Below are 21726 nucleotides of genomic sequence, written 5' to 3'. Positions count from 1 at the left end.
CCGGCCCGTAGGGGTTGACGGGAGGCGGGGGAGGCTATCCGGCCCTGCCCCCAACCCCGGCTTGCGGGTCCTCCCGGCACCCCCGGCGGATGGGGGTAATTCGGGCCCCGCCTTTTCGCTATGTATGACCCAAATTCGGAGGTTGGTTGTTGTTTAGTCCATGACAAATTCAACGATTACCCGACAGCCGTTCTGGCTGAACAAAAAACGCATGGCCGAAAGCCTCGGAATTTCGGTTCAAGCCTTCGACAAATGGGGCGTAGAGCCGGTCCAGAGGATCGGCCGAGAATCGTTTTACGACGTTCGTTCGGTGGTGGATAACCGCCTGCAGCACCAGAGCGGCAAGCAACAACCTGGCGGCGACGATATTGACCCTCTCGCTGAGGCCAAGCTGTTGCAAGAGCGTCTGCGCCTGACCAGAGAGCAGGCCGACGCCCAAGCGATGCGCAACGAGGTTAAGCGCCGCAACCTGGTGCCGGTCGATTTCGTGACGTTCGCCCTAAGCCGGATCACCAGTTTGATCGGCTCAACCCTCGACACCGTGCATACAAAGGTCAAGCGCAAACATCCTGATATCGAGCCGCGACACCTTGAGGCAGTGCAGCGGGAGGTCGCCGTTACGCGTAACGAAACGGCAAAGCTAAACGAGCGACTGCCGGAGATTCTGAATGAGTTCATTTCCGCCATGGATGACGACGGAGGCTGACCCGCCATGGCTGAAGCCGTTGGCCGACGCAATCGAGGTCGGGCTCTCGGCGTTGTACAAGGAACCGCCCATGACCGTCGTGGAGTGGGCCGATAAACACTTCTACTTGTCGTCGGAGTCTTCCTACCAGGAAGGGCGTTGGACCACCGCGCCGTTTCAGGTGGCCATTCTCAATGCGATGGGCAATGACCTGATCCGCGAAGTCAACTTCGTGAAGTCGGCCCGTCTCGGTTACACCAAGATGCTGATTGGCGTTCATTGGCTATCTGATCCAGCACAAGAAACGCAACGTGCTGATGTACTGCCCGACCGAGGGTGACGCCGAGGGCGTCATGAAACGCCACATTGAGGGCATGATTCGCGATGTGCCGGTGGTGCTCGACCTGGCGCCCTGGTACGGCATGAAGCACCGTGACAACACCCTGGAGGCCAAGTGTTTCTCCAACCGCAAAATGCTGTGGTGCCTGGGTGGCAAGGCGGCGCGCAACTATCGGGAAAAGAGCCCGGACACCGTCATTTACGACGAGCTGTCGAAGTTTGATGAGGATATCGAGGGCGAGGGGGCGCCGACGTTCCTGGGAGACAAGCGTCTGGAGGGTGCCACCTTCAAGAAGTCGATCAGGGGGTCAACGCCGACCGAGGCCGAGATATGCCAGATCACCCGTGCCGCCATCGAGTCGCCGCACGACCTGCGGCTCAACATCAAAGCGCCGTGCTGCGGCAACGAGCTGGTGTTGGAGTGGGGGGGCAAAGACAAGCCGTTTGGCATCAAGTGGCGACTCAATGATCGCCATGAGGTCGAGGCGGCCTGGTATCTGTGCCCGCACTGCCAAGGCGGCACCTTTGAGTATCACGAAATGGTCGAGGCGGCTGAGGCGACTGGTCGCTGGGTGTGCGAGCGCTCGGGCATCTGGACGCGCGACAGCATGGAATGGTTTGACGCCGAGGGCGAACCGACCGCCACGCCGCGCTCGGTGACCTTCAGCGTGTGGACGGGTTATTCGACGTTCACCACCTGGGTGGATATCGCCACCGACTTCGTCAAGGTCGGCAAGGACCGGGGCAAGCTCAAGACGTTCGTTAACACCACCCTCGGCGAGGTGTGGGAGGAAGACCAGACCGAGAAAGTCGACTGGGAGCTGCTGTACGAGCGCCGCGAGGTGTACCTGGCCCCGGTGCCGCCGCGTGCGGTGGTGTTGACCGGGGGTATCGACACCCAGGACGACCGCTACGAACTGCGGGTATGGGCCTGGGGCGCCGGCGAAGAATCTTGGCTGGTGTATCGCCGGGTGCTCTACGGCGACCCGGCCAGTGCCGAGCTGCTGCGCCAGGTCGGGCTTGAGGTGCGTCGTCAATTCACCTGCGCCGACGGCTCCAAGCTGGGCGTTGAGCGGTGGTGCTGGGACTCCGGCGGCCACCACTCGGAGACGGTTCGCAAACAAAGCCGCCTGCTGGGTGTGCATTGGGTGATCCCGATTTTCGGGGCCAGTACCTATGGCAAGCCAATTGCCAACTTCCCGCGCAAGAAGGACAAGAAGTCGCGCGTCTACCTGACCGAGGTCGGCACCGACAACGCCAAAGAGGTCATTTACAACCGCCTCAAGCTGCAGCGGGACGGCAATCGTCCCGTGCCCGGCCTGGTTCACTTCCCGGCCGATGATTCGATCTGTGACCAGGACGAACTCAAGCAGCTGACCAGCGAGACCAAGAAATGGGTCATGGCCAAGGGGCGGCGCGTGCTGCGCTGGGATGCCAGCAAGCGGCGTAACGAAGCACTCGACTGCTTTGTGTATGCCCTGGCTGCGTTACGCATAACGCAAGACAAGTTCGGCCTTGACCTCGATGCCTTGGCGGCCGAGCGCTGCCCGGCGACCGGCGTTTGGGAGGTGCTGCCGGCGCCTGAGCAGGTCGCCGAGACGAACGAGCCGCCGGCCACGCCGGAGGCTGAACCAATCGAAACAGTGACGCCCGAGCAGCCCGATGGGGGCGGCTTCCTGGGCATAGGAGTTAGGCCATGGCTGTAGACCCTCAACGGATGGTCGACCTGTACGTGCAGGCCGAAATTGATGTGCTGGCTGGCAAAGATGTAACGCTGGGCGGGCGCCGGGTGACGATGGAGGATCTTTCCAAAATCATCGCCGGGCGTAAGGAGTGGGAAAGCCGCCTGAGAAGCGCGAGGGGGAGCCAGGGGTTTGCCTTGGCTGACCTGCGGTGAATGTGATTGACCGGATGCTCAGGCCTCTGTTTCCCGGCCTGGTGGCCAAGCGCTTGGGGGCACAGCATGTCATCCAGGCCTATGAGGCGGCCGATATCACCCGAACCCACAAGGCCAAGGGGCAGGCCCGCAGTGCTGATGCTTCGCTGCAGAAAGACGCGCGCTCGATGCGCGCCCAGTGCCGCAAGCTGGACGAAGACCATGATCTGGTTATCGGGTTGCTGGATCGTCTGGAGGAGCGTGTGGTTGGCGGCCCAGGAATCGGGGTTGAGCCGCTGCCGCTGGACTACGCTGGCGCGGTGCATGTCGACTTCGCGGCTGCGATCAAAGCCGCGTGGGCCGAATGGTCGCTAAAGCCGGAGGTATCCGGCGAGCTGACTCGGCCGCAGGTCGAGCGCCTGATTTGTCGGACCTGGCTGCGTGATGGCGAGGCCTTGGCGCAGATGCTGAAAGGGCGCGTGTCTGGCTATGACTACCAAGGTGGCGTGCCCTTTGCCCTGGAGCTGCTGGAACCGGACTATTTGCCCTGGGAGTACAACGACCTTTCAAAAGGCATCGTCCAGGGCGTGCAGCGCAACGCATGGCGGAGAGTCCAGGCGTATTACTTTTACAAGCGTCACCCCGGCGACCTGCTAGTCCATGGTTTGGCGGAAAACACCAAGCCCGTGCCGGCGGATCGTGTGATTCACATTGCCCACCGCAAGCGGATAGGACAAAACCGGGGCGTGCCTCTGCTGCATGGCGTCATTACCCGGCTCGCGGATATCAAGGATTACGAGGAAAGCGAGCGTGTGGCAGCGCGGATTAGTGCTGCGCTGGCGATGTACATCAAGAAGGGCTCGCAAGATGACTATCAGGTCAAGCCTGACGGGAAGGAGCGAACCATTCCGATTCAGTCAGGCATGGTTTACGACGGCCTGAACCCCGGCGAAGAAGTCGGGATGATCGAGAGCAACCGGCCGAACCCGTTCCTTGAGCCGTTCCGTAATGGTCAACTCAAGGCCGTGGCGGCCGGTACGCGCGGCACCTTTTCTAGTGTGGCGCGCAGCTACGACGGCACCTATTCGTCGCAACGCCAGGAGCTGGTCGAAGGGCAGCAAGGCTACGACCTGCTGCAGCACGAATTTATCGACTACTGGTCCCGCCCGGTGTACCGCAACTGGCTGCAGATGGCGATTCTGAGCGGCCGCTTGGTGGTCCCGCCCACGGTCGATCCCAGCACCGTCTACTCGGCGGTTTATCAGGGGCCAGTCATGCCGTGGATCAACCCGGTTCATGAGGCTACAGCCTGGAACCTGCTAGTGGATGCCGGCTTCGCCGATGAGGCCGAGGTGGCGCGCTCGCGGGGGCGTAACCCTGCGGAACTCAAGAAATCCCGCATTGCGGAAATCTTGGTCAACCGGGCGAACGGGCTGGTATTCGGCTCGGACGCCTATCACAAGTTCTACGGGAACAAAGGCAATGCAGACACTGCAAAAAATCCCGCTGATCCAGCCACGGGCGGCAATCAGCCAGGCAAATAAGCCCGAGGAAAGCTGGTACGCCATCCGCGCCGCAGCGCGCGGCGTGGCGGAAATCATGCTTTACGACGATATCGGCGCTTGGGGTATCTCGGCCCGCCAGTTTGCCCGCGACCTCGCGGCGCTTGGCGATGTGTCACAGATCAATCTACGCATCCACTCCGCCGGCGGCGACGTCATGGACGGCATTGCGATGTACAACATTTTGCGCGGGCACTCGGCCCGCGTTGAGGTGTACATCGACGGCATGGCCGCTTCCATGGCCAGCGTGGTAGCGATGGCGGGCGATGTGGTCTACATGCCGGAGAACTCCAGCATGATGGTGCACAAGCCTTGGGGCGGTCAGGTCGGCGATGCGGACGACATGCGCGAGTACGCTGACTTGCTCGACAAGTTCGAGGGGACGCTGATCAGGGCTTACGCGCTCAAGACGGGTAAGAGCGAAGAAGAAATCGCTGCGCTGCTCAAAAAAACCACCTGGATGGACGGCAACGAGGCGGTGGCGGCCGGTTTCGCGGACCAGGTGCTGGAACCGCTTAAGGCCGCCGCTCAACTCAGTTCGAAACGTTTAGAGGAATACACCAGCATGCCAAATGCAATGCGCACCCTGATGAACCCGCGGGCCTCGATTCCCAGCCCAACCCCCACTCCGACACCCGACCCAGTCGCGCCGGTGATCACTGACGAGATGCGCGCCCAGGTACTGGCCGCCGATACTGCCCGCCGCACTGCTATTGCGGCAGCGTTTGGTGGCTTCGCGGCAGGCCATGCTGAGCTGCTGCGCACCTGCCAAGATGACCCGCAATGCACCGAGGCAGTGGCTCGTGAGAAGCTGCTGGCAGCTTTGGGCGATGGCTCGGCACCGGTGAGTGTGCCGACCGCTCGTCATCCTGGCCATGTCACTAACGGCAACATCGTTGGCGATTCGGTGCGTGCCTCGATCTCGGCGCGAGTGGGGCAGTCGGACATGGAAGCCGGCAACCCGTACAACTACATGCGACTGCATGAACTGGCCCGCGCCTCCCTGGAGGGACGCGGTATCAGCTGCTCGGATAGCAACCCGATGGTAATGGTTGGCATGGCCTTTACCCACACCTCCAGCGATTTCGGCAACATCTTGCTGGATATCGCTAACAAGTCGGTGCTCAAGGGCTGGGAAGACGCCCCGGAGACATTCGAATTGTGGACCAAGAAAGGCCAGCTGAGCGACTTCAAGCCGTCGACCCGTGTCGGCCTGGGCTCCTTCAGCAGCCTGCGTGAGGTTCGCCCTGGTGCTGAATATCAGTACGTTTCCGTTGGTGATCGCGGCGAGCAGATCGTGCTGGGCACCTATGGCGAGATTTTCACCATCACCCGTCAGGCCATCATCAACGACGACCTGTCGCTGCTGACTGACATTCCGCGACTGATGGGGCGCGCTGCCAAGGGCACTATCGGCGACCTGGTCTATGCGGTATTGACCGGTAACCCGCAACTGCGTGATGGCAAAACCCTGTTCCATGCGGACCGTAACAACCTGCTCAAGGGTTCCGCTTCGGCCTTGTCTGTCGCTTCGCTGAGCGCGGCCAAGACGGCCATGCGCACGCAAAAGGGCCAGGTCGAGAACGGCAAGCCGCGCACCCTGAACATTCGCCCGGAATTCGTGTTGGTGCCGGTCGCGCTGGAGGATACCGCTCGCCAGATCATCGCGTCGGAGTCGGTACAGGGGGCAAACATCAACGCCGGAATCAAGAACCCGATCAAGGACTTTGCCCAGGTCATCGGCGAGCCCCGTCTGGATGATGTTTCGGCTATCGAGTGGTACATGGCGGCGGGCCAAGGTAACGACACCGTCGAAGTGGCTTACCTGAATGGCGTAGATGTACCGTATATCGAGCAACAAGGCGGTTTCACCATCGACGGTGTGGCCACCAAGGTGCGCATCGACGCCGGCGTCTCGCCGCTCGACTCGCGCGGCCTGGGCAAGTCCCTCGGCAAGTAGGCCAAGCTGCCCCCCAAAGCACCCCGCACCTGCGGGGTTTGTTGTTTCTGGAAAAGGAGAAATTGGCAATGGCCAAGAATTACTCGGGCACCGGTCAAACGGTGGTCATCATTGCGCCGGCTGGTGGCGCGACTTCTGGCAAGCCGCTGGTGGTCAATACCATGGTGCTGATGCCGCTGGAGACTGCTGCGCAAGGCAAGCCTGTTACCTGCCGCACCGGCGATTCCTGGAATCTGCCAGCAGCGGCAGGCCTCAAGCTGGGGGCCAAGGTCAGCGTACTGGCGGACGGCTCGCTGGTGGCCGACGGCACTGCCAACTCGACACCGTTTGGCCGACTGCTCAGCGATGAGTCGGGCGGATTTGCCTCCGCTCTGCTGCGCCAGTAATGGCTGCCCTGAGTCGCTTCCGCGAGCGAATGGCCGCCCTCACAATCCGAATCCTTGATCGCGTGGGTGACCACGCGATCCTGGAGGACGGCACATCGGTAAAGGGCACTTTCGAGAATCCTTTCCTCGACCCGCAGATGATGGGGAAGAGTGGCAAGGGGCTTGCGGCGTCGGTAGATGCCGCAGCTGTAGGGGAGCCCCGGTTTTGCGTGCTGGCAGCAGAGGCCAAGCGCTTGCCCAAGGGCTCGATTCTGACCATTGACCTGCCGGCCTCTGAGGGCGGCGGACGTTACCGGGTGATCCGGCCGGAGCCGCTTGGCGATGGCATGGTGAACCTGGTGTTGGGGGTTGAGCGTGAGCGAACCGCAGACATCCGATAGCGAACTGACGCGGCTGCATGAGGCGATTACCGCCACCATCAAGGAAGGCATTCCGCAGCTGAAGCATGTGGAGGCCTGCCCCGTGCTCGAGGACGGCCTGCCACTGCCCATGCTGATGTACGCCATCACGAACATGCAGCCAGGGGATGACCCCGGCGACGGCCGTGTGTGCGTCGTGGCGACGTTCGAGGCGTGCATTCTGGTTGAGGCGGCCCGGCACCAGGCACCCATACAGGCGGCCATTCTGGCCACCAAGCTGGTGGGGCTACTGAATTACCAGCAGTGGGGTCAGGACTTCGTCTTGCCTGTTTCCGATGTGTTCGCCGGACCGACTGCGCCCATTCCCGAGCTGGCGGAATGCACCGCGTGGGCGGTCCAATGGCGGCAGACCATTTACTTGGGAACCACTCAGTGGGTTTGGGACGATGATTCGCCCAGCTCGCTGGTACTGGCGCCCGGCGAGGAAGAACGGCATGAGCTATCCGCTGGCTGAGCATGACCGGATGATTGCCGGCATGATTCGCAAGTGCCGGGTCGTGGCGCTCGACCTCGCCGCCGATCCGCCGGTGTGCCGGGTTTCAGATGGCGAATGGACCAGCGCCTGGGTACGGTGGCACAGCCTGGGTGCCGCACCTGGTGCGCGGCACTGGCTTGCCCCTGGCATGCACGAGCAGGGGGTGTTGATCAGTACCAGCGGTGATGTAAGCCAGGGTACATTCCTGCCGGGGCTCTACAGCGGCCCTGCGCCGGCGCCGGATGACCGCGACCATGTCCAGCGCTGGCTGTTCGAGGACGGCGGTTCGCTGACCTATGACTGGCAGGCCAAGCGCTACAGCATCGAGCTGCCGGCCGGCCAGGTGGATATCAAGGTGGGCGGATCGGTCGTTACCGTAACGGAGTCGGCCATTGAGGCGATGGCGCCCATGCTGCGTTTCACCGGGCCGATGCTGATTCAGGGCGCGTTACGCGTAACGGGCGATATCTACGGTGACGCCCGAATCATCGACACGGCCGGCAACACCGCCAACCACAAGCACTGATTCACAGCGGGCGGGCGCTCATGCGCCGCAGCCCTGATAACCACCAGCCCGCTGCGCGCGGGCTTTTTCATGCCTGGAGGAAACCATGGCAACTAAAAAGGGCGCTGTCGCGGCCCAAGAGGCCACTGTGGCCGACGAAACCCCTCAAGTGCTGTACCGAGACGCGGCGTTCCGCTCCCGCTCCATTTTCACCCCCAGCGGCGCCCAGTTCGATGTGGTCAATTTCGAGGTGCGGGTTCCGGCCTCGGACGACGAGGCGCTGGCCACCTTCGATGAGCACCCGGATTTCCAGCGCGTGCAGGAGTAACCCCCCATGATCGGAATGGACCGCCACACCGGCGCCGTGTTGTCCGGGGTCGATCACTTGCGGCAGTCCATCGTGGACATTCTGACCACGCCGGTGGGGTCGCGCCTGATGCGGCCGGAGTACGGCAGCAAGCTGCGCCGGTTTGTCGACCAGCCGGTTAACGCCGGCTGGAAAAGCGCGGTGCAGGCCGAGGCCGCGCGGGCGCTGCAGCGCTGGGAGCCACGCTTGGTCCTGCAGAGCGTGCAGGTGGTTTCTGCAGTGGGTGGTCAGATCGGCTTTCGCATCACTGGCACCTATTCCGAGGACAGCGTGAACCTTGAGGTAAGCATATGAGCACCATCGACCTGGCCAGCCTGCCGGCGCCTACGGTGATCGAGGAACTGGATTTTGAGACGTTCTATCAGGAAGGCTTGACGGGGTTTCGCGCCCTGATGGGCAACAACTGGAACGCCGAGTTGCTATCTGATCCGGTGGTAAAGCTGCTGGAGCGTGCGGCCTATGAAAAGGTGATGACCCGCGCCCGTATCAACGACGCGGCCAAGTCGCAGTTCATTGCCTTCGCTCAGGGCGCCGACCTCGATCAGCTGGCTGCCAACTACAACGTCAAGCGTTTGGTGATCGTGGCGGAGGACCTGAGCGCGGTACCGCCGGTGGCCGAGCAGCTGGAAAGCGACGAATCTTTGGCCGAGCGCACTCTGCTGGCCTTCGAGGGCATGGCGGTAGCCGGGCCGGCCGGCGCGTATGAGTTTCACGCCCGATCCGCCGATGGTCGGGTGGCGGATGTGAAGGCCAGCAGCCCATCGCCGGCCACTGTGCTGGTCAGCATCCTGAGCCGGGTCAATGGCGGGGTGGCTACCCAGGACTTGCTCAACAAGGTTGCCCAGGCGCTGACGCCTGAGAATATCCGGCCAGTAGGTGACCGGGTGCTGGTGAAGTCGGCCGAGCTGGTCAACTACGAGATTGAAGCGGTGCTGTATATGTTTCCGGGTGCCGAAAACGAGCTGGCCCTGGCGCAGGCCAAGACTTCACTGGATACCTACATCAACGCGCAGCGCCGGCTGGGGCGGGATATTCGCCGCTCGGCCATCCATGCCGCGCTGCATGTGCCTCGCGTGCAGCGGGTGGAGCTGATCAAGCCCGCTGCAGACTATGTGATCGAGGACCACCAGGCATCCAACTGCATCGGCTCCAGCGTTGTGATGGGTGGTACCGATGAGTGACACCAGCCTGCTGCCGATCAACCGCACCGCGCTGGAGGATGCCCTGGCGCAGGTGGGGCTGGAGCCGGCCGACCTGGCCAACGTGTTGCGCTCGATGAAGCGACCAGAAACCTGCCCGGCCGACATGCTGCCATGGCTGGCGATTGAGCGCAGCGTGGACCGCTGGGACCCGGCATGGTCCGAGGAAATCAAGCGCAAGACGGTGCGCGACTCGTTCGAGGTCCACCAGCGCAAAGGCACCATCGCCTCGCTGCGGCAGGTCATTTCGCCGTTTGCCGACATTATCGACATTGTCGAGTGGTTCGACCTGACCCCTATGGGGCCGCCCGGCACTTTTAGCCTGAGCCTGGCGCTGCTGAATACCGGCCTCAGTGACCGTGGGATTGCCGAGCTGGAGCGCATGATTCTGTCGACCAAGCCGGTCAGTCGGCACCTGGTCGGGTTGAGCATCACTTACAGCCCCAACGGCCAGTTCTACATGGGCGCGGCCGTGTCCTCGGGTGACGAAACCGAGATTCTATCGGCCGACCTGCAGGCCGAGGCTTTTGCTGACCTGGAGCTGATGATGCTGGCCAATGACCTGCATTACTTCGCCAACCACCGAATGCCTGAATTACTGGAAAAGCCATGAGCGAACTATCCGACCGCCAAGCGGCCGCCATCGCCCTGATGGAAGCCGCCGCAAAGACGGCCCATGACATTGTGCATGGAGCTGCTGACGCCACGGTGCAGACGGCTTCGGGGCCGTCTCCGACCTACCTCGCGCTGGCCAAGATGATCACCGACCTGACCGGCGGGCTGCTGCTGCCGCGTCGCAAGGCCATTGCCGCCGCTGGCAGCGCCCTGGCGCTGGATGTGGCGTATACCGCCGGGGTGTCATTTTTCGATGTGACGCTAGACAAGCCGCAGTGCGCGCTGACCTTCACCAACTCGGCAGTGCCGCCGGGCTATACGTGGTCGTTTTCGGTTCGCCTGCAGCAGGGGACCGGAGCCAACCGGGTGACGTTCCCGAGCAACGTCCGCTGGCCGGCCAACCGTCCGCCGGTGCTGTCGTTTGAAAAGGGTTCGGCTGACCTGCTGACGTTCCTGTGGGACGGGGTGCGCTGGTCCGGGTTCTTTGACGGGGGGTGGATCAATGTTTCTTAATCCGCTCAACAGCCGGCGGCCGGTCAGCCAGCGCACGGCGCTGGCCAATGCCGTCAGCCTGATCGAGGGCCATCACCGCTTTCTGCGCAAAAACACCGGCGACACCGTCGACGCGACAGTGCAGCACTATGTGCAGAACAACCAAGGTGTGCTGTCGAACAACCGGCATTTCATCGCCCATTCGCAGATGGAGTACCAGCCCAACGGCGACGGCACCACCGAGGGCCAGGCTCTGCATATTCTGGGTTATGCCCATGCCTATCTGGCAACCAAGGAGCCGCGCTATCTGGAGGCCGCCATATGGCACTGGGAGGCCTACGAGAAATATTTCTATGCGGGCCAGCCGATCCCTGACACGCCGCAGCGGCGTATCTGTAACTGGATCATCAATTCAAAGGAGCCGGTGCTGGCCAACTGGCCGGTGGACCCTGTCGAGCCGACGCACAGCGGCTTCAAGGGCGTGCCGTTCGCCTTCACCAATGGCGCCCTGTCGATTCCGCACGGTGCGCCGCACTGGGGCGAGTACCTGGACAAGGCGACGTTTGCTTTTGACGGAGCGCTGGCCTGGGGGGCGATCAATGCCGGCGTGCGCGCGCTGCGTGAAGACGGCTCTACCGACTGGGACAAGGACGGCACGGTGTATGAGGTGGATTGGATCATTGCCCACACCGGCCAGAAAATCACCCTCGACGGCAGGGTGCTGTCAGAAGGGCATACCGGCGCCGAAATCGGCCGGGTGCAGCTCAAGGACAACACCCTGAATGGGACCCACCTGTTCAACTACGCCACCCGGCAACCGGTCGAGCATGGCGGCTACCTGATCCCGCGCAATGCGGTACAGCACAACCGCCCGTTGCATGTGCCGCTGCTGGGCGGGGTCAACCAGATGGGCAACGCTGCAGACGGCGAACTGTGGTACATGGACGCCTGTTATCTGCTGTGGCGTATCACCGGCGAGGAACGCTACAAGAAAGCCATGGACGCCTGCCTGTCCACGGCTCATGAGTACACCCTGATTGACTCCACTGACCGATTTTTCCGGCAGAGCACGGTGGCCGCCACGCCGTTTACAGACGGCATTTCCTACGAGTTCGCCTACCCCAGCGAGGCGAAACGGGAGTACGGCCGCGACTCGCAGGGCTACATCACGCTGCAGACCGATATGGGCGCCCAGGTATCCATCGAGCAGCAATCGGTGTGGTTCCGCGTCAGCAAAAACTCCAAGGTGCGGACCAGTTTCGGCGGGGTCGACCAGGCAAACGGCGCGCTGACAGCCAAGGTCGAGGTCACGATTGCCCCGGAGAAAGTCGAAAACACCGGCACCCGTTACTGCTACATGCTGCCGGAGTCGACCTCCAGCTGGCAGGTGCTGCAGCACGATATCCCGCTGTCGCAGTTCTACCGGGTGGCCAAGGATGATGGGTCCGAATACATCATGGCGGACCTGCGCGCGGTGGTGCACTCGGCCGACATTACGTCGCAAGAGCGGCATGTGCCGGTGATCTTTCCCGGTCGGGCGGGCAATGTGGTGCGCTCGTTCTTCCCGGGCGGCGGCAATGGCGGCTGGTATGTGATCGGCAATTACCTGCAGCCGACCAAAAAGGCGCCGCTCAAAAGCATCACCTACCGGGCGGACGGCAATTTCAACGTCCGTATTCAGGACAAGGACGGATGGCGGTGGTGGTGGATGCTGCCGGCCACCGATGGCGTGTTTTCGACTGTGCAGATTCGCCCCGAGGACGGCACCCTGTCAGGCTACCAGCCCAACGCGGCCGGCCGGCCAAACCCGTCAGCGCCGAACTATGACGAGCTGGCGGAAATGGACATTCTGCTGGACAACGATGCCGACACGAACCTGACGTTTGAGTATTACTGCATCAACGAGCTGCCCGACCTGTATGACGGGGAGGACGGTTACACCATGCTGTACCGGCTCACTCTCAACGGTCAGCAGGCGTTTCGCGGCCTCGTGGGTGATTGTACGGTGGTTGGTTATCGCAACGACTCGTTGGCCTACAGCCCTGGGGTGATTCCGTTTTCCAATATCTACTCGGACGGCACCGAGCAGATTGGCGCGTGGCACGGCATGCCCTATCCCGGTTATCAATACCCGCTGATCTTCTGCCTGGACCCTGACACGTACAGCGTCGAGCTGGGGAACATGGTTGATTTCCTGTACGACTCCCAGCAGTGGTACCAGCAGAAATTCGGTGTCCTCGGACCTGGTGCGGCGGCGTACATCTGGAACCGCTGGGACAACTACCGCTACGGCCCGGCCGACACCTGGACCCAGTATCACTGGGGCGATGGCAACGCCTGGGCCGGCTACCAGCCCAGGGCGATGATGGGCGCCTGCAGGGCGTGGTACGAGCTGGTGCACCGGGGCAAGCCCGTGCCGCCCAAGCTGGTCGCCTACGCCGAGAACTGGCTGCGCTGGCTGGTGCAGTTCGTCAAGGACTCCAAGGGCATCTTGCCGACCGACTTCCCGACCAACAGCGTGCCCAAGCCGGTGGAGGATGACTTCACCGGGCACATGACCGGGCTGTGGCTGGCCGGCGCCTGCCTGGCGGCGATGGCCGGCAGTCAGGTGGCTGACCTGGATGTGCTGATCGAGGCGTGCATGGACGAGCTGCAGGCGAACTACACGGTAACGCCCATTCCTGATCATGCCATGAACGGCAGTTGGACCCCCGACCCGCGCCTGGGTACCGATAACGGCATGTTCTTTGGCTTCTGGGCCGGGGAAATCCTGCGCGGCCTGGGCCTGTACATCCAGTACCGGACCTTGGGCGTCGGGGCCAACATCTACGGCGGGCCTGTGCCCGCTTAGCGCTTCACGGCCTGCCGCGAGGGCAGGCCCCTTACTTCAAGAGCGAACCAATGGCAGATACAGATGCGATTTACGTCGCCATGCTGACTGACGCGGGCGCGGCTGCGCTGGCGAAAGCCATCGCCACCAAGACCACCCTCAAGATCACCCGCATGGCGGTAGGGGATGGCAACGGCAGTACGCCGCTACCCTCCAAGCTGCAGAAAAAGCTGATTCATGAGGTGTTCCGGGTCAACCTCAACCGCCTCTCGGTGGAGAGCGGCAGGCCGGTTATCGTGGCCGAGGGCATCCTGCAGCCGGAGGTCGGCGGCTGGTGGGTGCGCGAGGTCGGCCTGTACGACGACACCGGCGTGCTGATTGCGGTGGCCAGCTACCCGGCGACCTTCAAGCCGCTGCAGGAGCAGGGCAGCGGCCGCACCCAGGTGATCCGCCTGCTGATACAGGTGAGCAGCACCGCCAATGTGCAGATTCTGCAGGACCCCAACACGGTAACGGCCACCCTGGCGGTGGTGCAGGAGGCCATCAGCCAGGGCGAGGCCGCTACGGCCCGCGCACTGGCCACCGAGCGCACCATTTCGCTCAAGGGTGATGCCACCGGTGCGGCCAAGTTCAACGGCGCCGGTGACGCGGCGATCAATGTCACCCTGGCCAACTCGGGGGTGCAGGCCGGTACCTATTCCAAGGTGCGGGTCAGCGCCAAGGGTCTGGTACTGGAGGGGGCGGAGCTGACAGCAGCTGATATTCCCAGCCTGGACGCGACCAAGATCACCACCGGCACCCTGAGCCGGCCGACCACCGGCAACGCCGGCAGTGCGACCAAGCTGCAGACACCGCGCCTGTTCACCTTTGACGGTGATGTGGGCGGGCAGGCTCAGTTTGACGGCGCCAAGGATGTGGCCATTACCCTCAGCCTGGGCAGCACCGGTGTGCAGGCCGGTACCTATTCCAAGGTGCGGGTCAGCGCCAAGGGCCTGGTGCTGGAGGGCGCGGCGCTGACGGCTGCGGATATCCCCAGTTTGGACGCGACCAAGATCACCACCGGTACCCTGAGCCGGCCGACCACGGGCAACGCCGGCAGCGCGACCAAGCTGCAGACGGGGCGGACGCTGAGTTTCACCGGTGACGCAACCGGGCAGGGGGTGTTTGACGGCTCGCAGAATCTGTCGATTGCCCTGTCCCTGGCAGGCCTGAACGCGGGCAAGATCAATAGCGGCATCCTGCCTATTGTCCGGGGCGGTACCGGTGGCGGCACAGCCGCAGATGCGCGACAGGCGCTGAATGCGGCGATTCGTTCGCAGTTCTCGGGAGCGCCTAACGGCTTCTATTGGGACACGGACAACGGTTTTATGGCCCAGTGGGGGCGCGTGGGAATAGGGGATTTGCCCACCCAGTTTTATGAGTACCAAATCTGGTTCCACTCGGGTGGATTCTCGGCCGCGCCGTTCATTGTCATTCCGGTGATCTACCACAACAGCAATCCGGGGGTGCCGGCGGCAACCCTGACGCCGGCCATCATGGCGGGCAAAACCACAGGGGAAAGCTTCAACATCATGATTGGTGAATGGGCGGGTTCACAGCAGGATTTCAGCCTGTACTGGTTCGCCATTGGATTCCGAGCGGGCTAGCGCTCAATACATTTCACGCTGTTCAACGCGACCGCCCTTTGGCGGTTTTTTCGTTTCTATGGGGAGCATTTATGCCTAACTTTTTCCATGGTGTGACCACTTCGCTGGTGAATTCCGGGGCGCGCACCATCAGCGTGCCCTCGTCGTCGGTGATCGGCATTGTCGACGTTTACACCCCAGGTGTTGGCCTGGTTGAGCCCAACACGCCCGTGCTGATTGTCAGCGACCGAGAGGCCGTGGCGGCGTTCGGTCCTAACTCGCCAATGACCAAAGCTTGTCTGCAGATTCTCGACCAGGCCAAGGCCGTGATCATTGCCGTGGGTGTTACGTCCGCCGGTACACCGGCCAGCATCACCAGCGCCGTGATTGGCGGTGTGGCGGCTGATGGCAAGCGCAGCGGACTGCAGGCCCTGCTCGATGCCAAAAGCCTGTTCAACCAGCACCCACGGCTGCTGCTGGCACCCAAGCACTCGGCCACCAAGGCGGTGGCCACCGCTATGGATACCCTGGCGGATAAGCTGGAGGCCATGGGCCTGATCGATGGGCCGGGCACCACTGACGAGGCGGCTATTGCCTATGCCACCGAGTTTGGCAGCAAGCGGCTGTACATGGTCGACCCCGGCGTCAAGAAGTGGAGCGTTACCAGTAACGACGACGAGGGCCTGGCAGCGTCGCCAGTGGCGGCCGGCCTGTTCGCGCAGACCGATGCCAACATCGGTTTCTGGGCTTCGCCGTCCAACAAGGAAATCAAGAACATAACCGGCACCGTGCGGGCGGTCGAGTACCTGGACAACGACCCGACTTGCCGGGCCAACCTGCTCAACAACGCCAATATCACCACCATCATTCGCGACGGCGGCTATCGCCTGTGGGGCAACCGCACGCTGTCCAGCGACAGCAAGTGGGCATTCGTCACGCGGGTGCGCACCGTCGACATGGTGATGGCGGCCGTTCGTGCCGGCATGAAATGGGCCGTCGACCTCGGGATCACCAAAAGCTATGTCAAGGATGTGACCGAGACGGTGCAGGCCTTCATGCGCGACCTCAAGGCCGCCGGGGCGGTGATCGACTTCGAGGTCTACGCCGACACCGAGCGCAACACGGCCAGCCAGCTGGCCCAGGGCAAAATCATTTGGGTGATCCGCTTCACTGATGTGCCGCCTGCCGAGAACCCGATTTTTGAAATCGAGGTGACCGACGAATACCTGACCCAAGTTCTCGACGTAGCCTAAGGAGGCACGTAATGGCTGTTATTCCAGAAGTTTTGTTCAACATGAGCGCGTCGGTGGGCGGTGTCAGCCTGCAGGGCGATGTGCCGTCGCTGACCTTGCCCAAGCTCACGGTCAAGACCGACGAATATCGCGGCGGCGGCATGGACGCGCCGATTGAGATGGACATGGGGCTGGAGAAGCTGGAGGCCAGCTTTACCTCCAACGGCATGCGCCGAGAAACCCTCAAGTTTTTCGGTGAGTTTGACCAGTCCGGATTCAACTGCGTGTTCCGGGGCAGTTTCAAAGGGCGTGGAGGGGCCACCAAGGCGGTGGTCGCCACCCTGCGCGGCGCGCTCAAGGAAATCGATCCGGGAGACTGGAAGGTTGGTGAGAAGGCCGAAATGAAGCACAGCATCGCGGTGAGCTACTACAAGCTGGAAGTCGGCGGCCGCGTCATCTACGAAATCGACCCTGTGAACTGCATCCGCGTTATCGACGGTGTCGACCAACTGGCCAGCGTTCGCGCTGACCTCGCCATTTAAGGAGCCTGAGCATGTCCATTACCAACACTACCCCTTCCTGGCTCAACATCGAGGGCGGTCGCGCCGTTGTGTCGCTGAGCGTGCCCCTGGAGGTTTACGGCGAGGTGCGCCAGGCGCTGACCATGCGCTGTCCGACCGTGCGCGAAGACCTCATGGTGGCGCATCAGGCCGGGGACAACGACGAGCAGCGCGAATTGCTCATGTTGGGATCGCTGTGCGAGCTGACCGAGGATCAGCTGACCGCTCTGCAGGTGCGCGACTACCGCCGCCTGCAGCGGGCCTACAAGGAGCTGCTGGGCGATGACAGCGGCGAGAATCCGGCATGGCTCAAGCTGACCCTGGAGCATGCGGTGGTGCGCCTGATGGAGCCTATCGAGCGCGATGGCGTGAAGGTCGACCACCTGACGCTGCAATCGCCCTCGATCCGTCTGAGCCGTGAGGTGGAGGCCGAGGCCGGCGACGACAATAGCAAGCTGGAAATGCTGCTGTTCCAACGCCTGACCGATACCACGCCGGCCGAGCTGCATTCGCTGACCACCCGCGATTACAACCGTGTGCGCGCGGCCTACTTTCGCCTGGTCCACCAAGACGGGGTTTAACACCCCCGGATTCCAAAAGTCGCTTGCCAAGCGCCTGGCGCGAGAACTGGGGTTCTCGGCCGGCGAGCTGGAGCAAATGCCATTCGCGCGCATGGTCTGGTGGCTCTCTGAGTGAGCCGCCAGGCTGTGCCTGCGTGGGAGTGAGAAACCATGGCCAACAACAAGTTTTCCATTGGCCTTGTGATCGGCGGGGTGGTCAGCGCAACGGTCGGCGCCGCGTTCAAAGACGTTGAGGGCCGCATCGGCAAACTCAAGAAGCGCGGCGAAGAAGCCAAGGTGCTGCAGGGCGTCATTGGCGAAACCATGCGCCTGCGCGATGAGTGGAAGAAAGCCAGCGAGGCGGGAGAGGCCAGTGCGCGCGGTCTGCGCAACCAGCTGGACCGCAACCTTGATGCATTGCGAAAACAAGGCGTTGAGGTCGGCCGGCTGGAGGATCACTACCGCACGCTGGGTCGCACGGCTCAAACCGCTGCCCGTCAGGCCAAGGGGCTGCAGCAGATCGAGGCGGGCAAAGCCGGCCTGCGGTCCACCGTTGTGCAGGCCACGGTGGGCACCGCGGCCTTGGCTGTGCCCACCAAGGTCAGTGCCGATTATCAGGCGATAGTGCGTGATATCGCGATCAAGGCAGGGGTGGCCAACAAGGCCGAGGAGGTCGAGCTAAACCGGGGCATCATCACCACGGCCAAGGACACGGGCCTGGCGCGCAACGAGGTTGCCGGTGTCCTCAACAACCTGGTGGGTGCCGGTATGGACCTGCAGGAGGCGGCGCGCTATTCCAGCGTGGCCGCCAAGTTTGTGGTGGGTCAGGGCGCGGATGGTACCGACACCGCACGAATGATCAATGCCCTGGGGCAGAACGCCAAGATCACCGACCCGCAGGAGATGCAGCGGGCACTGGAGGCCATTGCCTACCAGGGGCAGGCCGGTAGTTTCGAGGCCAGCGACATGGCCAAGTGGTTCCCTGAGCTGCTGGCTGGTATGGCGAAGCAGGGTATCTACGGCATGGACGCCGTCACTCAGCTGGGCTCGATGCTGCAGGTGCAGATCAAATCCGCCGGCAGCGCCGACGAGGCGGCCAACAACCTCAAGAACTGGATGGAAAAGATCGGCTCAAGCGAGACGGTCAAGGCGTACAAGGACGCCGGTATCGACTACCAAAACTCGCTCAACACCGGGCTACAGAATGGCATGTCGACACTGGAGTCGAGCTTTGCGCTTGCCCAGCAGTACATCCAGAAGACCGACCCCAAAAAGGCTGCAGCCATGGCCGAGGCGGCGGCCAAGATCAACCAGGAGACGGACCCCGAGAAAGCCAAGCGCATGATGCAGGCGCTGGAAGAGTCCATGCGTACCGGCGACCTGTTCGCGGATATGCAGGTCAAATCCGCGCTCATGGCTTACATGCAAAACAAAGCGCTGTATGAGGACCTGAAAACCAAGTCTGCAGACGCGGCGGGCATTCTCGACCAGAACCTGGCCGAGCGCCGCGAAACGTCCTCTCAGAAGTGGAAAGAAGCCGCCAACGCGATTGACGACGCGTTTCGTGCCATCGGTGACGGTCTGCGGCCGCTGACAGACGGCGCCGCCGATGTACTACGGACGACGGCCAACGGCATCGGCTGGATTGCTGAAAAAGTGCCTTCGTTGGCTCTTGGGGCTACTGCCCTGGCTGCAGGTGGCTTTGCCATCACCAAGGCTGTGGCAGCTATCCGGGTGGCCCGAGGCTTGTACAACGTCGCCAAAGGGGGCTGCAGGTGCTGCCGGGGTGCAGCGTGTGTTCGTCACCAATCCCCAGGCAGGCGGCGGTAAGGGGGGCGGACCGGTTGAGAGCGGCGTGGGCGACACCGCACGACGCAACCCACGGCGCAGTCGGTGGGGGCGTGTCGGCGGCTTCGTGGGGCGCGCCGGGCGCTTGGCTAGCCTTGGCAAGGGGGTGCCGGTGCTGGGCACTGCGCTGGCAGCGCTACAGGTTGGTAGCGCTATGGCCAGCGATCAGCCGCCTGAGCAAAAGGCCGAAAGTGTCGGCGGAGCGGTAGGAGGTTTGGCCGGAGGTATCGCCGGCGCAGCCACGGGCGCTGCCCTGGGCTCGATCATTCCGGTGGTTGGCACGGCCATTGGTGGCCTGGTGGGCGGCATCCTTGGGAGCATTGGCGGTGACGCACTCGGTGCCAAGGTCGGGAGCTTGTTTGCCGACAAGCCGCAGCCTGATTCAGCGGCTGTGCCGGTGGAGCAGGTGGCGCCTGCAGAAGGTCGCGAAGGCGGGGCGGTGAAAGCTGCGCCCGCTGAGTCGCCTGTGACGCGTAACGACCCTGAGGCGCTGCGGGTGGTGCCGGCGCCTGCCGGGTCGGCGGTTTCCTACGATCCCAAGGCCCCTGATTCCAAGGACCCGTTCCTGGTGCCGGCGCTGACTGCGGGCAAGGTGCATTTCCCTGGTGCACCGCTCACGCGGCCGCCGGCCGAACCGGTCGTTACGCGTAACGAGCCTGAGCCGCTGCGGGTGGTACCAGCGCCTGCCGCACCGGCGGTTTCCTACGCCCCGAAGGAGCCCGAATCCAAGGACCCGCTCCTGGCGCCGGCGCTGACTGCTGTCAAGGAGCGTTTCCCTGGTGTGCCGATCACCCGGCCGCCGGCCGGCGATCCTGCGGCCTTGCTGGGCAACCTGCAGTCAGCTGGCGTCGTTGCGCCAGGTTTGGCTCAGGCAGGGCAAATGCTGGGCGATTACCAGCGTGCAGCGGATAAGCCGGCACCGGCCAAGGCTGAGCCGGCATCGCTCAAGCTGGACCAGCGGTTCGAGTTGAGCATGCCGGTGACGGTGAAAGGCGATGTATCAGACCGCCAAGCGCTGGCCTACGAGCTGCGGCCTTATTTCATGCGAATGATCGAGGACGCGACTCGCGATCTTAACGCGCGTCAGCTGTACGACGCGCCGTACCTGTAGGGAGGATTAACCCATGGCTTACATGGAGCAGCTGCAGGGCAGCTTAAAGTCGCTTGCCGCTGCGGGAGAGGCTGGCCGCCGCGCGGTGGACGGCATGATTGGCCCCATGAATGGGGCCGTTACTCAGATGAGAGGGGCGGTTTCCGAGCTGGAAACTCTGCCGGTGGTGGGAGAGCTGATCGGCGGCCAGTTGAACCGGGTCATGGGCAGCATCACCCAAGCCCAGGCCAAAGTCGGCAAGGTATTGGCCATCTACAACCAGGCCAGCAACGCGGTCACGCAAGTCCAGGAACGGGTGGCCGAGTTTGGCGAGCAGGCAGACCGGGCAAAGAAGGCCATTTCTAACATCGCGGACAAGTACAACCAGGCCGGCGGCATCAGCGGCATGCTGTCCAATTTTTCGCTGTCGGAAATGTTCTCCAGCGCCTCGATCCGCCCCAAGGAAGACCCGCCCAAAGAAGCTATCAAGGCGTTTCCCCACCTGCTTATCCTGCAGCCTCAGAGCGTCAAGGCGGAGCCGTTCTACTTCAACCTGGACACGGCGGCCTTTGAGGAGCTGCGGCGCAAAACCTCGTTCCGCTGGGCTGCTCAGGAGCGCCTGGCCCGACGCTCTGCGCAGCAGGCGGTGGGCATTGGCGATGAGCGCCTGACGCTCAAGGGTGTCATTTTCCCCTCGTTCCGTGGAGGCCTTGGCCAGCTCGACACCTTGCGCAGCATCGGCGGCCAGCTGCAGCCGCTCGGGCTGACCACCGGCTATGGCCAGGTGCTGGGCAATTGGTGTCTGACCGATATCGAGGAAGAACAACCTACGCTCCTGCAGGGCGGAATCCCGCGCAAGCAGGCATTCACCTTGGAGTTCACACGCTATGGCGATGATCTGTCGAACGTCTGATGGCGATGTTCTCGACGCTATCTGTTTCCACTACTACGGGCACCTGAGTGGCACGGTGGAGGCGGTACTGAGCGCCAATCCGGGGCTTGCTGTCGAATCCCAGCCCTACCGTGCCGGGGTGCTGATCACCCTTCCCGAACTGGCTAGAACTGACCAGCTGACCGTCCAGCTGTGGGACTAGCATCCCG

General features: G+C 62.9%; 20 protein-coding genes and 2 pseudogenes. All 22 read left to right on the top strand.

Annotation, left to right across the window (positions count from 1 at the left end; genetic code table 11):
* Positions 1-160: 160 nt before the first annotated feature.
* The 22 genes and pseudogenes from QIY50_07170 to QIY50_07065 all read left to right on the top strand — a co-directional run bounded on the left by QIY50_07170 (position 161) and on the right by QIY50_07065 (position 21719).
* A complete protein-coding gene (locus QIY50_07170; GenBank protein ID WGV21972.1) occupies positions 161-706 on the top strand; it encodes a terminase small subunit in 546 nt (181 codons plus the stop codon).
* Positions 690-2730, top strand: a pseudogene (locus QIY50_07165) (phage terminase large subunit family protein). The gene QIY50_07170 and the pseudogene QIY50_07165 overlap by 17 nt, the downstream one beginning before the upstream one ends.
* Positions 2721-2921, top strand: coding sequence for a primosomal replication protein PriB/PriC domain protein (locus QIY50_07160; GenBank protein WGV21971.1), 201 nt, complete (start codon positions 2721-2723; stop codon positions 2919-2921). Before QIY50_07165 ends, QIY50_07160 begins: the two are co-directional and overlap by 10 nt.
* The gene (locus QIY50_07155) at positions 2918-4444 is read left to right on the top strand and encodes a phage portal protein (GenBank protein WGV21970.1); all 1527 of its coding nucleotides are present in this window, start codon (positions 2918-2920) and stop codon (positions 4442-4444) included. Before QIY50_07160 ends, QIY50_07155 begins: the two co-directional genes overlap by 4 nt.
* Positions 4383-6422 carry a Clp protease ClpP gene (locus QIY50_07150; protein WGV21969.1) on the top strand — a complete coding sequence of 680 codons (2040 nt, stop codon included), beginning with the start codon at positions 4383-4385 and terminating at the stop codon, positions 6420-6422. Before QIY50_07155 ends, QIY50_07150 begins: the two co-directional genes overlap by 62 nt.
* Before the next feature lie 68 nt (positions 6423-6490).
* Positions 6491-6808 (top strand): DUF2190 family protein, encoded by a 318-nt coding sequence (locus QIY50_07145; protein ID WGV21968.1) that lies wholly within the window; start codon positions 6491-6493, stop codon positions 6806-6808.
* The gene (locus QIY50_07140) at positions 6808-7188 is read left to right on the top strand and encodes a hypothetical protein (GenBank protein WGV21967.1); all 381 of its coding nucleotides are present in this window, start codon (positions 6808-6810) and stop codon (positions 7186-7188) included. Before QIY50_07145 ends, QIY50_07140 begins: the two co-directional genes overlap by 1 nt.
* Positions 7163-7681 carry a hypothetical protein gene (locus tag QIY50_07135; protein ID WGV21966.1) on the top strand — a complete coding sequence of 173 codons (519 nt, stop codon included), beginning with the start codon at positions 7163-7165 and terminating at the stop codon, positions 7679-7681. Before QIY50_07140 ends, QIY50_07135 begins: the two co-directional genes overlap by 26 nt.
* On the top strand, positions 7662-8228 hold the full coding sequence (locus QIY50_07130; GenBank protein ID WGV21965.1) for a phage baseplate assembly protein V: 567 nt from the start codon (positions 7662-7664) through the stop codon (positions 8226-8228). The genes QIY50_07135 and QIY50_07130 overlap by 20 nt, the downstream gene beginning before the upstream one ends.
* 85 nt (positions 8229-8313) lie before the next feature.
* The gene (locus QIY50_07125; protein ID WGV21964.1) at positions 8314-8535 is read left to right on the top strand and encodes a hypothetical protein; all 222 of its coding nucleotides are present in this window, start codon (positions 8314-8316) and stop codon (positions 8533-8535) included.
* A 6-nt stretch (positions 8536-8541) separates the two neighbouring features.
* Positions 8542-8868, top strand: a complete 327-nt coding sequence (locus tag QIY50_07120) for a GPW/gp25 family protein (GenBank protein ID WGV21963.1) — start codon at positions 8542-8544, stop codon at positions 8866-8868.
* Positions 8865-9755 carry a baseplate J/gp47 family protein gene (locus QIY50_07115; GenBank protein ID WGV21962.1) on the top strand — a complete coding sequence of 297 codons (891 nt, stop codon included), beginning with the start codon at positions 8865-8867 and terminating at the stop codon, positions 9753-9755. The genes QIY50_07120 and QIY50_07115 overlap by 4 nt, the downstream gene beginning before the upstream one ends.
* The gene (locus tag QIY50_07110) at positions 9748-10386 is read left to right on the top strand and encodes a phage tail protein I (protein WGV21961.1); all 639 of its coding nucleotides are present in this window, start codon (positions 9748-9750) and stop codon (positions 10384-10386) included. The genes QIY50_07115 and QIY50_07110 overlap by 8 nt, the downstream gene beginning before the upstream one ends.
* Entirely contained in the window at positions 10383-10901 is a 519-nt protein-coding gene (locus QIY50_07105; GenBank protein ID WGV21960.1) for a hypothetical protein, read from the top strand. Before QIY50_07110 ends, QIY50_07105 begins: the two co-directional genes overlap by 4 nt.
* Complete coding sequence (locus QIY50_07100; GenBank protein WGV21959.1) at positions 10891-13731, top strand: phage tail protein; 2841 nt, start codon at positions 10891-10893, stop codon at positions 13729-13731. Before QIY50_07105 ends, QIY50_07100 begins: the two co-directional genes overlap by 11 nt.
* A 50-nt stretch (positions 13732-13781) precedes the next feature.
* The gene (locus QIY50_07095) at positions 13782-15356 is read left to right on the top strand and encodes a phage tail protein (protein ID WGV21958.1); all 1575 of its coding nucleotides are present in this window, start codon (positions 13782-13784) and stop codon (positions 15354-15356) included.
* A 71-nt stretch (positions 15357-15427) separates the two neighbouring features.
* Positions 15428-16588 (top strand): phage tail sheath family protein, encoded by a 1161-nt coding sequence (locus QIY50_07090; GenBank protein ID WGV21957.1) that lies wholly within the window; start codon positions 15428-15430, stop codon positions 16586-16588.
* 11 nt (positions 16589-16599) lie between these two features.
* Entirely contained in the window at positions 16600-17109 is a 510-nt protein-coding gene (locus QIY50_07085; protein ID WGV21956.1) for a phage major tail tube protein, read from the top strand.
* A gap of 11 nt (positions 17110-17120) precedes the next feature.
* Positions 17121-17708: a phage tail assembly protein gene (locus QIY50_07080; protein WGV21955.1), complete on the top strand. Its 588-nt coding sequence runs from the start codon at positions 17121-17123 to the stop codon at positions 17706-17708.
* Between the two features lie 150 nt (positions 17709-17858).
* Positions 17859-20646: pseudogene (locus QIY50_07075) on the top strand (phage tail tape measure protein).
* 13 nt (positions 20647-20659) lie between these two features.
* Positions 20660-21538, top strand: coding sequence for a phage tail protein (locus QIY50_07070; GenBank protein ID WGV21954.1), 879 nt, complete (start codon positions 20660-20662; stop codon positions 21536-21538).
* Complete coding sequence (locus QIY50_07065; protein ID WGV21953.1) at positions 21513-21719, top strand: tail protein X; 207 nt, start codon at positions 21513-21515, stop codon at positions 21717-21719. The genes QIY50_07070 and QIY50_07065 overlap by 26 nt, the downstream gene beginning before the upstream one ends.
* The last annotated feature ends 7 nt before the right edge of the window (positions 21720-21726 follow it).

It is taken from the genome of Pseudomonas putida (assembly GCA_029953615.1).
Lineage (GTDB): Bacteria > Pseudomonadota > Gammaproteobacteria > Pseudomonadales > Pseudomonadaceae > Aquipseudomonas.
Note: the sequence above shows the minus strand (reverse complement) of the source record. Positions and strands in the feature narration are given on the sequence as shown.